An 11,268-nucleotide genomic window follows, 5' to 3' on the forward strand; every position below is an offset into this window, starting at 1 on the left:
GTCTTTTTTAGTTCAACAATTGACAACTATATCTAACAAAAGCATATAAATTTGAATTAGGGCAATACTAAAATAATGAAAAATATTTAATAATAAATGTCTTATTTTTTATTAATGAGAACTTCTTTATACTTTTATATTGATAAGATAATGAAAGCCCTATTTTTTCTCAAAGGCTTTCATCCCTATTCCTAGTATTAGGATAGTTCAATTGAAGATGCTTCCAGATGTTGATGTGCTTTGGCTAAATTCAGATATTTAACAGCACACTTTTTATTTCTACGCACCCCAATACCCTCTTTATAAACTTTGAATAGTTCAAAATAAGCATCGACTTCACCAAACTCTGCTGCCTGTTTTAACAATTCCACATATTCATTCAAATCAGATTTTACCCCTATACCATTTCGGTACATTTGAGCCAATAAGTAATAGGCTCGTATAACTTTATGTTCTTTGGCTTTAAGTAACCACATTCTTGCCTGATCCATTCTATGATGCTTTTGCTCATAAATTGCCATACATAACATGGCTTGTGGATGCCCTTTTTCAGCTGCCGCATTGAGTAGCCTTAAATGTTGCTGAGATTCAATAGGAGACAGCATCGATAGTTCGAACTGGGCATCGGTATGGTCTGACTGCGCTGCTTTTTCTAACCAGAAAATCCCTTGTACAGGATGTTTTACTGTTCCTATGCCATATTTATAGCATTGCGCCAGAGAATATTGGGCATCACGATCTCCAGCTTCAGCAGCTTGGACAAATAAAGAAAAAGCCTGATCGATATATTTTTGTCTATCCTCAGTTTTTTTACACAGATCAGCTTGCTGCATATAGTCAACCGCTAACAAGTATGCTGATTCAATATGTCCATTTTTTGCTGCTTTCAATAGAAATGCCTGTACAGTCTGTTTGCTGCTTTTGGAATTTTTAAGTGCTAATTGTGCACATATATAACAACCATATGGATCATTTTGCTCTTGAGCCAAATTCGCATAGTGTGATGCTTGTTGATCATTTCCTTGTTTCAAATACATAAATGCCAGTAACGCACAAGCGAAATAATCATACCCAGCGAGTTCCAGCAAGATATTTGTGACAGAACCTTTTTCAAATTGGTCAGATTCTACTAAAAACTTTAAGCTTTCTTTATGTTGATTTTTATTGTAATTTTCAACCAATATCCGGATTGGATCTTTCTCTAATTGGGAGCTTAATTTTTGTACCTGAAGCAAGATCGCATCAGCAAAACCATGTTCTATGGCTGGCTTTAAATATGCCATTCCCAACTGTTCATCCACATGACCAACAAGACCGTTTAAATAAATTTTAGCTAATTCAAAGTTGGCTAACACACTACCTAGTTTTACCGCATGTTCAAAAAATAAAATAGCAGATGACACATTTCTCATCACATAATGACCTGCCAAATGCCATTTCCCAAGTAAAATACTAGCTTCAGCATGATCTTGATTGGAAGATTTTACCAGCAGGTCAACCCTATACTGGGCTTCCTGGTCATTTTGGGCAAAACCCATCTGTTCACTTTGTACCACCCACACATAACAGGTCTCTGCATCCCCTTGTTGAATACGCTCAAAAGTTACGTCATTCATGTGTTCTGAATTTATTGTTTCTGATGCATTTTCAGACATCGCTTTTTCCTGAATTTATAAATTTATTGATAACTCACAACTGTATATTAACTGAGTTAATTACAATTTGTATAAAAAATTTAACATGAATTATCATATATTTTACATTTTTAAATTTTGCATTCGAAAGTGTTAAGATAAATCAATACTTATACTCATCTATTCACATGCAAAACACTCAACTTCTCAGTGTGCTGTACATGGTTCTTTCCATGGTGGCTTATCAAATCAGTGCATCTTTTGCCAAACAGCTTTTTGCTGTTTTAGATCCAATTACAGTGGTCACTCTAAGATTATGTTTTGCATCTATTCTTGTTTTTTTTATGTTCCGCTCATGGAAAGTTATCAAACGTCTTCCATATCTAAAATGGAGAGATATTTTACTTTATAGCGGTTCTGTTTGTTTAATGAATGTACTGTTTTATTCTTCTCTCGGTCGACTTCCACAAGGAATTGCTGTCGGACTAGAATTTTTAGGTCCTCTAACCCTTGCCCTTCTATCTATTAAGCAGAAAAGTGATTACATCTGGGTTATCCTTGCAATTATTGGCATTACATTAATGGTGCCATGGCATGATGCAACTCAACAAAACTTTTCGTATCTTGGTGCATTATTTGCCTTAGGTGCTGGAGTTTGCTGGGCTTTTTATATTTATTTTGGTCAGCGGGTTATTCGCCAAAATATTGGAATGCATGCTTTAACCATTGCCATTGTTTTATCATCTGTAGTGCTATTTCCAATCAGTGCAATTTCCCATCCAGAGCAACTGTTTGACACACAGTATTGGGGCTATGGGCTATTAATCGCATTGCTTGCAACGGCGATTCCTTATGCACTCGATCTCATGGCATTAAAACATTTAAGCAAGCTGAGCTACGGGACATTGTCCAGTTTATCTCCAGCGTTAGCCGCAATTGCTGGCATGTTACTCTTAAATGAACGTATTTCCATTTATCAAAGTATTGCCCTGATTTGCATCATGTTAGCTTCGATTGGCGTAACATTACGTGCCAATAAAACATCCGATATTGATTAGACGGTTTACACATAGGTAATAAAAAAGATGGTAAAAATACCATCTTTTTATGAACAGAAGCTAAATTCTAAAAAAACGTTTGGTATGCCAGTTTACAAATCAGGATACTCACCAAGATCAGAAAAATAATTCGAATAAATCCGCTACCATATTTAAGTGCCATTTTTACTCCAACTAATGATCCTGCAACATTTGCCACTGCCATAATCAAACCTAACTGAAACAAAACATGCCCTGTCGGGATGAAAAAGCTCAGCGCAGCAAAATTAGTCATAAAATTGCCTATTTTAGACAACGCACTTGCATGTAAAAAGTCGACTTTTAAATAGCGAATAAAATAGAAAATGAAGAAACTACCTGTACCAGGACCAAAAATCCCATCATAAAAACCAATCAATAAGCCGCCAAGTCCAGCAAGTAGTAAAACTTTATTGGTGACTTCCTGCTGAAAATGAACCTGCCCAAACTGTTTTTTCATAAAAGTGTAGATTGCTATAACAATCAACATGAAAAGGACAAATGGTCTGAGGATCTCTTGTGGAATCATGGAAACACAGGCTGCCCCACCAAAAGAGCTGATACACGCCGTCACAGCAATGACTGCAAGCAATTTCCATTGCAACTTAACTTTTCGCATGTATGAAAATGCGGCTGAAGCAGTACCACAAATTGATGCTACTTTATTTGTCCCAAATACGGTTGCAGTAGAGTAATGTGGTAAAGCCCCCATCAACGCAGGAATCTGAATCAGCCCGCCGCCGCCAACAGCTGCATCAATCGCACCCGCACAAAAGGCAAAAAATACCAGACTCAGAATAGTATCCATATCCATGCTTGATTACTCTAGGTTCAAAACACGTTTAGGTACTAAACGTTTTTTATCTGTAATTTCGGCCAGCCCTAAACATTTTTCATCATCAAAAACTAAAACCTGAGCTTCAGCCTCATGTTCAATATTACTTTCCATTCCTCGTGAAAAATATTCTGCTCTCCCTTCTGGTACTTGTATCTTAGGGAAATGATCTATTGGAGAATGTACAGCTAACAATAAGGCTTCTCTTTCACTTTCAGACAAACTTTCCAGATACTCAATCGTATATTCAGGAATAATTTCAAAATGCCCCGTCTGGGTACGGTGTAAATAGGTCAAGTGTCCACCACACCCCAGTGCTTTGCCAATATCTTCACCCAAGACCCGAATATATGTGCCTTTTGAACAAGTTACATCCAGTGTTAAAGTATCTGCAGTAAAATCAATCAGTTTCAAATCATAAATCGTGATTGGTCGAGCCTCTCTTTCAATTTCAATGCCTTGACGAGCCAGCTCATATAAAGGTTTGCCTTGTTTTTTCAATGCAGAATACATTGGTGGAATTTGTTGAATATCACCGCGAAATCGCGCTAACACAGATTCTATTTTTTCCTGACTTAATTCAGGAACAGTGTGTTTTTCTAATATTTCTCCCTCAACATCACCAGTTGAGGTTATTTCACCTAATTTAACAATCGTCTGATAACGTTTTGTTGAATCAAGCAAAAAATGGGAAAATTTTGTTGCCTCCCCCAAGCAAATAGGTAGCAAACCGCTAGCTAGAGGATCAAGCGCTCCTGTATGTCCAGCTTTATTTGCTCTAAATAACCATCGGACTCGTTGCAAAGCAGCATTGGAACTCAAACCTAGAGGTTTATTCAACAAAAAAACGCCACTAATATGACGTCGTTTTACTTTTTGATTGGGAGCAGACATAGCCGAAAGATATAAGAAAAATTCAGTATTATATTAGCAAACTTACACATTAGATTTTACAATTTTTTTCTTGTGCTCAACATTTTTGAAACTGTATAGTTTTTCTAACTAAACTAATTAAAACAAAATTGTACTTAAGGAAAGTTTAATGCATGGATTGCAACAGCGCCATTTATGGATAATGGCTGGTATTATTATTTTGGTTCTGGCTATTTTTTTCTGGCTTAAACCCAGGCAGTCCCCTTCTGTAAATGTTGAAAAATCGAACAGCTCCGCTGAACAAAACAATATTATTTCCTCCTCCATACCAACAAATACTCAATCCAGCTCATTGGTCAGTCAAAGTCAGCAAGATACGCAGATCAACTGTCAAATCAGACTGGATAATTCCAATCGGCTTATCGTCAATGAACAAACTAAAAATTGTTTTGAATATTTCATTACCCAATATGGTGAGAAAGCCATTCCACAAATTAAGGATGACTTTAATAGATTTGCACTTGAGAATTATAAAGAGCCTGCACTATCCCAACTGACCGATTTATGGTCACGTTATATGCAGTATAGAGAAAAACTTGGGAGTCTTTCAGCACCGAATATCGATAAAAATGATCCAAAATATTATCGAACCATTTTCGCTAGCATGCAAAACTTACGCAAACAGTTTTTTTCAGACTATGAAATACAAGGCCTATTTGGAGAAGAAGATACTTATAACCAATATACACTCAATCGAATGGATATACTGGCTAATAAAAATCTGGATGAAATAGAAAAAGCACAAAAACTTAAGGAATTATTTAATAGTCTGCCGGTGGACTGGAAAGAAAATCTAACCCAGTTATCACAACTGGATGACTTAAGGAAATTAACCAGCGATCTTAAGGCACGCGGTGGTTCTGCTGAAGAATTACACAATATGCGTCTCAATCTAGTCGGTGCAGAAGCAACACAACGTTTGGAAAATCTGGATACTCAGCGTGATCAGTGGAAACAACGCGTTAATGAATATTTATCTGTACGAGACAGTATTCAACAGAGCTCAATGAGTGATTCAGCAAAACAGGATGCAATAAATCAGTTACGGACTGAAAAATTTAACAATCCCCAAGAACAGGCTCGCTTACATACATTTGAAAATGTGCATGATCAGGGTGGAAAGATACCTTATTAATCAATCACTTAAAACCATCAATAAGAACTAATGTTATAAAGGAGGAAAATCAAAAAACATAAAGATCATTTCAATAAGATCGATCAGGTACTCAATATTTGATAGTTATTTTTACAAGATTCTTTAGCCTTATTACCGACAACTTATCAACCGGATAAAGCGACAAGATATCTAGGCACTTACTAACATATCATCAAAATAAGGATAGAAAAACAAATGAATTCGAAGATAAAAGTAGGTCTGTTTGGACTAATTTTAGGTGTTACAAGCACGACAGGTTTCGCAAAAGCAGGGCTACAAGAAGTGACCAGCAATTTTGTCATATCTGATTATGCTAAAACAAAATATCCAATTGTTTTTAATCATGGCATGTTTGGATTCTCTAGATTAGGAGTTTCAACATTTGGTTTAGATTATTTTTATCAGGTTTTACCTGATCTTGCCCGAAATGGTGCCAAGGTTTTTGCCTCACAGGTTTCACCCTTAGAATCAACGGAAGTACGAGGAGAACAGCTATTACAGCAAGTTGATGAAGTTTTGGCACTGACTGGATCAAAGAAGGTTAATTTAATTGGTCATAGTCATGGCGGTCCAACCATCCGTTACATTGAAATCGTCGCACCAGAAAAAGTTGCTTCACTTACTGCTGTTGCTGGAACAATGAAAGGATCAAAAGTTGCTGATGATATTATTAACAACAATGGTGCAAATGCACTTTTGAAAATTGTAGGTGAATACATTGTTGCACCACTCACAACCATTTTGGAGGGTAATCCAGGCTTGCCAAATAGTCTTGATCGCTCACTTGCCAGTATTAGTGAAAAAGGTTCAGCTGAATTTAATGCAAAACACCCTACTGCTGCGATTCCAACAGACTGCGGTAATGGTGAAAAGATAACAAGTAATGGTGTATATCACTATTCATGGACAGGTACAGCACAACTTACCAATGTACTTGATGTTGTCGATGTCGCAATTTCTCAACTTGCACCATTATCTTATAAAAATAAAGATAATGATGGTTTAGTTAACCGTTGCAACACCCATTTAGGACAAGTTATTCGCGATAACTACAATCAGACCCATCTAGATGAAGTCAATCAGATTTTAGGACTTAAAGCACTCTTTGCTCCTGATCCTGTATCATTGTATAGACAACAAGCCAATCGTTTAAAACTTGATGGTCTATAATTGACACGAACTGGAACTGTTCTAAATAATTAGAACAGTTTTCCATCAACTTCTCTTTTTTCATGAATATAAGAGCAGACTAAAAATTATTTTGTTTAATTTTTATGCAACATTCTTCCCTTATTTTTAAAGATGAAAATAAGGCTGAATTCAACATTCAGGAAGAAGGAGTTGAAAATGAAAGTTAGGAAAATCGCTTTTTCTCTTGCATTGTTTCTTGGACTAGCCAGTCCGATAAGCTTTGCAAACGGGGTTCAACAGATAAATAGTTCTTTTATCCTCTCAAACTATGCAAAAACTAAATATCCAATTGTCTTCAATCATGGAATGTTTGGTTTTTCTCGTCTAGGCATTTCAAGTTTTGGTATAGATTACTTTTATCAAGTATTACCAGACCTCGCTCGAAATGGCGCAACAGTTTTTGCAACTCAGGTTTCTCCACTTGAATCAACAGAAGTACGTGGTGAACAGCTTCTCCAACAAGTTGAGGATGTATTGGCAATTACTGGTGCTACTAAAGTTAATCTGATTGGACATAGTCATGGTGGACCAACGACACGCTATATTGAAATCGTAGCCCCAGAAAAGGTTGCATCATTGACTGGTGTTGCAGGCACCTATAAAGGAGCCAAATTTACTGATGACATTTTAAACAATACAGCGGCCAAACTTGCCCTTACTGTTTTCGGACAATATATCCTTGCACCGATAGAAACAATATTAGAAGGTAATCCAAACTTGCCTAATAATTTGGATCGTTCACTTCGAAGTATTAGTGAAAAAGGTTCTGCCGAATTTAATGCAAAATACCCAAGTACCGCTATCCCAAATGATTGTGGAAATGGGCAGAAAATTACAGCTAATGGTGTCTACCATTATTCCTGGACAGGTACGGCACAGTTCACTAATGCTTTAGATGTTGTCGATACTGCAATATCACAACTTGGACCATTGTCTTATGGAAACACAGATAATGACGGGTTAGTCGGTCGTTGTAGTAGCCATCTTGGCCAAGTAATTCGTGATAACTACAATCAAACACATCTTGATGAAATCAATCACATCTTAGGACTAAAAGATCTTTTTGCACCAGATCCAGTATCCCTTTACCGCCAACATGCGAATCGTTTAAAACTGGAAGGTTTATAAACTTCAAACATAAAAAATGCGCCTTTGGGCGCATTTTTTGAATTACAAAACTCGAATTAAGCTTCTGTAGAAGCCGCTTTACGAGCTGGTAATTTTTCACGAATACGTGCAGCTTTACCAGACAATTCACGAAGATAGTAAAGTTTAGCACGACGAACGTCACCACGACGTTTCACTTCGATTTTAGCTACGATTGGTGAATGAGTTTGGAATACACGTTCAACACCAATACCACTAGAAATTTTACGTACAGTGAAAGCAGAGTTCAAACCACGGTTTTTCTTCGCGATTACAACACCTTCAAATGCTTGAAGACGCTCACGATCACCTTCTTTTACTTTTACTTGAACAACAACTGTATCACCTGGTGCAAACGCAGGAATATCTGATTTTAACTGTGCATTTTCAACAGCTTGAACTAAAGGATGTTTACCACTCATTGTGGGAATCTCCAATATGTGCGGGACAGAAGAGGTCTGTGCTACCGCTGGGGATAGAGGCTAAATCGCGTATCAACCCGTTTATCTTTCCCTTTATTCCCGAATACTCGGAACCAATAAAGAGCCTGTATATAAATATTTAATTTTAAAATTTAAAACTAAATATCAGAATTTTTTAGCCATTTCTTTTGCTGCTCAGTCAACGTAACAATTTCTACCAACTCGGGTCGGCGTTCTAAAGTTCGTTGATAACGCTGCAAAAACCGCCATTTTTCAATATTGGCATGATGCCCTGATTTCAAGACCTCAGGAACATCCAAACCTTCAAAATGGTCTGGCTTGGTATATTGTGGGCAATCTAGCAGACCATCCACAAAAGAATCTTGCACTGCAGATTGCTCATCAGACATCACATCCGGAAGCCTCCGAATAATACTGTCCAGTAAAACCATCGCAGGCAGTTCACCACCCGATAATACGTAATCCCCAATCGACCATTCTTGATCGACGTATTTCTGGATCAAACGCTCATCAACGCCTTCATAACGACCACAAAGTACAATCAATCCATCATAATCAACAAATTTTTGTACAGCGGGTTCATTTAAAGTTTTTCCTTGCGGTGACATATACACCACAGGAGCATGAACACATCCTGCTTGCGCTGCAAGCTCTTTGGCACGATGAATTGCTTTTGACAGAGGTTCTGCCATCATCACCATACCAGGACCACCACCAAATGGACGTTCATCCACTCTTTTGTAGTTGCCCTCAGCAAACTCACGTGGATTAATACAAGTAATTTGTACAATATCGCGCTTTGCTGCACGCCCGCTAATCCCATAAGACTTGATCGCTTCAAACATTTCAGGAAAAAGCGTTATGACTGCAAAAAACATCGCAGACTCCTCTATTCTCCTGCTGCGTTAATCCAACGGATTAATAATCTACGCCCCAATTTACGTAGATACGACCAGCTTCAAGATCAACTCGCTGTACCACATCTTTATGCCATGGAATCATGCGCTCTTCGCTATCAATGCTATCGGTAGTGGCGCGAACCACCATCACATCATTCGCTCCTGTCTCAAACAATTCGTGAATTTGACCGAGATTTACTTCTTTATCTTCGTCATCCAAGCCTAACACTGTTAAGCCTTTCAAATCTGACCAGTAATACTCGTCCACGTCCGTTTTCGGCAGTTGAGTTTTCGAAATCCAGATATTTGCTCCAATCAGGCTTTCCGCAGCAGTGCGATCACTCACACCTTTAAGCGCAACAACAAGACCTTTGCCATGTGGTTTCCAACGTTTTACATCTACTATTTGCCAACCTGCTTTGGTTTCAATGTACCAAGGTAAGTAGTCAAATATATTGCTCATAGGTTCTGTATTGGAATAAACCCAGAGCCACCCATTTAATCCATATGCTGAACGTAACTGTCCAATCTGAATACGATCTTCGGGTACATTCTGTGTTGGTGTCATGGGCTACCTACTACTTACGCAGCAGCTACAGCTTTTTTAGCTTGAGCAGCTAATGAAGCAACACGTTCAGAAGGTTGAGCACCTTGGGCAACCCAGTGCGCATAACGGTCAGCATCTAAACGAAGTTTTTCTGCATTACCTTGTGCTGTAGGGTTAAAGAAACCAATACGTTCGATGAAACGACCGTCACGCGCATTGCGGCTATCAGTCACTACAACTTGATAGAACGGACGTTTTTTAGCACCACCGCGTGCTAGACGAATTACGACCATGTTAATACTCTCACATGAAGAAAAAACTTTTTAGATTCGGTTGAACCTAAAAAGGCGAATATTTTACGATATATTCGCCTAAAGGGAAAGATCAAAATTTGAGTTATCCACAATTTTGAATTTTAATTTTAATTTCCATCCCAATTTGTTGTCTCAGAAGGGGTACAAGTGCTACCTTTTATCCAGCATTTTTGCCCTAAACTATTAATCACTAAACTTCCGTCCAGAACCTGCATACCTCCGGTTTTGGGAGTTGCGGTTAAGATCCAGTTATTACTTGTCAGCTTTTGGGAAGTACTATCAATAGGCATCAAACTCACATTATAAAATGCTGTTCCCTGAGTTGGATAGCTTTCTGAAATTCCCAGATCACTGGCAGTAGCCCCAACAACTGTAAAGTTTGCTATTTTGTAGCGTTGAATCGCGACTGCGATATCCTGCATTGTAGATTGCATTTCCACTCGCCGAGTTTTACGTACAGAATCCTGATATGAAGGGTACGCAATAGAAGCCATTATAGCGATTACAATGACCACGATCATGAGTTCAATCAATGTAAGCCCTTTATTATTTGCGATTACCATGACCCACTCCCATCACCACAATCGTTAAATGTCATTTGGGAAACTGTTATGTTTTTACATTTAACTCCTGTACTGGTCATTAAAAAACTATAATTTTTTATATCAGTTGAAGTTGCTTTAATTGCCCACAACTTTCCATTCTCATCCATATCTGTTGAGATATTATATTTAATAGTAGTGCGATTTTTTAATACAGCATCATCAGCAGATAAAACAAAGCCTAAATAATTAAAATTACGGGCTTTATGTCGATCCAATTGAACAGCGATACTTTGTATCCGCTGTTCTGCCTTTGATGCCCATGATTTACGTACAAAATGTTGGTAACCTGGTACCGCAATGGCAGCCAGAATAGCCATCACAATCACGACAACCATCAACTCGATCAGCGTAAATCCAGAGTAACGATTTTTTAAAGTGAACATCGCCAACTCCTTATTTGTATTTTTCATACCAGCGTTGAGGAATAAGTTTTAGTTCATAAGGAAATTCTTTTTCTAATACGTGAAAACCTCCACCTCCACCTCCACC

The 11,268-nt window shown here is 37.8% G+C and carries 13 protein-coding genes; 4 read left to right on the forward strand and 9 right to left on the reverse strand.

Annotation, left to right across the window (positions count from 1 at the left end; translation table 11 throughout):
* Positions 1-197: 197 nt before the first annotated feature.
* Positions 198-1,655 carry a tetratricopeptide repeat protein gene (locus tag KPC_RS12940; protein ID WP_228212262.1) on the reverse strand — a complete coding sequence of 486 codons (1,458 nt, stop codon included), beginning with the start codon at positions 1,653-1,655 and terminating at the stop codon, positions 198-200.
* 167 nt (positions 1,656-1,822) lie between these two features.
* Here KPC_RS12940 and KPC_RS12945 point away from each other — a divergent pair, with 167 nt between their 5' ends.
* Positions 1,823-2,692, forward strand: coding sequence for an EamA family transporter (locus KPC_RS12945; protein WP_121974777.1), 870 nt, complete (start codon positions 1,823-1,825; stop codon positions 2,690-2,692).
* Between the two features lie 67 nt (positions 2,693-2,759).
* Here the strand turns inward: KPC_RS12945 and KPC_RS12950 are convergent, their stop codons facing one another.
* Positions 2,760-3,524: a sulfite exporter TauE/SafE family protein gene (locus KPC_RS12950; protein WP_121974778.1), complete on the reverse strand. Its 765-nt coding sequence runs from the start codon at positions 3,522-3,524 to the stop codon at positions 2,760-2,762.
* A gap of 6 nt (positions 3,525-3,530) precedes the next feature.
* Positions 3,531-4,439, reverse strand: coding sequence for a tRNA pseudouridine(55) synthase TruB (truB, locus tag KPC_RS12955; protein ID WP_121974779.1), 909 nt, complete (start codon positions 4,437-4,439; stop codon positions 3,531-3,533).
* A 157-nt stretch (positions 4,440-4,596) separates the two neighbouring features.
* On the opposite strand from truB, the gene KPC_RS12960 reads away from it, so the two are divergent.
* The 3 genes from KPC_RS12960 (at position 4,597) to KPC_RS12970 (ending at position 7,953) form a co-directional block, all read left to right on the forward strand.
* On the forward strand, positions 4,597-5,613 hold the full coding sequence (locus tag KPC_RS12960; RefSeq protein ID WP_121974788.1) for a lipase secretion chaperone: 1,017 nt from the start codon (positions 4,597-4,599) through the stop codon (positions 5,611-5,613).
* A gap of 216 nt (positions 5,614-5,829) precedes the next feature.
* Positions 5,830-6,804: an esterase/lipase family protein gene (locus KPC_RS12965; protein ID WP_121974780.1), complete on the forward strand. Its 975-nt coding sequence runs from the start codon at positions 5,830-5,832 to the stop codon at positions 6,802-6,804.
* Positions 6,805-6,981: 177 nt separating this feature from the next.
* Entirely contained in the window at positions 6,982-7,953 is a 972-nt protein-coding gene (locus KPC_RS12970) for an esterase/lipase family protein (protein WP_121974781.1), read from the forward strand.
* Positions 7,954-8,009: 56 nt separating this feature from the next.
* Here KPC_RS12970 and rplS read toward each other — a convergent pair whose 3' ends face one another.
* The 6 genes from rplS to KPC_RS13000 all read right to left on the reverse strand — a co-directional run bounded on the left by rplS (position 8,010) and on the right by KPC_RS13000 (position 11,162).
* Positions 8,010-8,393 (reverse strand): 50S ribosomal protein L19, encoded by a 384-nt coding sequence (gene rplS, locus KPC_RS12975; protein WP_121974782.1) that lies wholly within the window; start codon positions 8,391-8,393, stop codon positions 8,010-8,012.
* 158 nt (positions 8,394-8,551) lie between these two features.
* Entirely contained in the window at positions 8,552-9,292 is a 741-nt protein-coding gene (trmD, locus tag KPC_RS12980; protein WP_121974783.1) for a tRNA (guanosine(37)-N1)-methyltransferase TrmD, read from the reverse strand.
* Between the two features lie 40 nt (positions 9,293-9,332).
* A complete protein-coding gene (rimM, locus tag KPC_RS12985) occupies positions 9,333-9,881 on the reverse strand; it encodes a ribosome maturation factor RimM (protein ID WP_121974784.1) in 549 nt (182 codons plus the stop codon).
* A 14-nt stretch (positions 9,882-9,895) separates the two neighbouring features.
* Positions 9,896-10,153, reverse strand: a complete 258-nt coding sequence (gene rpsP, locus KPC_RS12990) for a 30S ribosomal protein S16 (RefSeq protein ID WP_121974785.1) — start codon at positions 10,151-10,153, stop codon at positions 9,896-9,898.
* Between the two features lie 128 nt (positions 10,154-10,281).
* The gene (locus KPC_RS12995; protein ID WP_171334492.1) at positions 10,282-10,737 is read right to left on the reverse strand and encodes a type IV pilin protein; all 456 of its coding nucleotides are present in this window, start codon (positions 10,735-10,737) and stop codon (positions 10,282-10,284) included.
* Positions 10,731-11,162, reverse strand: coding sequence for a type IV pilin protein (locus KPC_RS13000; protein ID WP_228212265.1), 432 nt, complete (start codon positions 11,160-11,162; stop codon positions 10,731-10,733). The genes KPC_RS12995 and KPC_RS13000 overlap by 7 nt, the downstream gene beginning before the upstream one ends.
* Between the last annotated feature and the right edge of the window lie 106 nt (positions 11,163-11,268).

Source organism: Acinetobacter stercoris (assembly GCF_900323515.1).
GTDB classification, from domain to species: Bacteria; Pseudomonadota; Gammaproteobacteria; order Pseudomonadales; family Moraxellaceae; genus Acinetobacter; species Acinetobacter stercoris.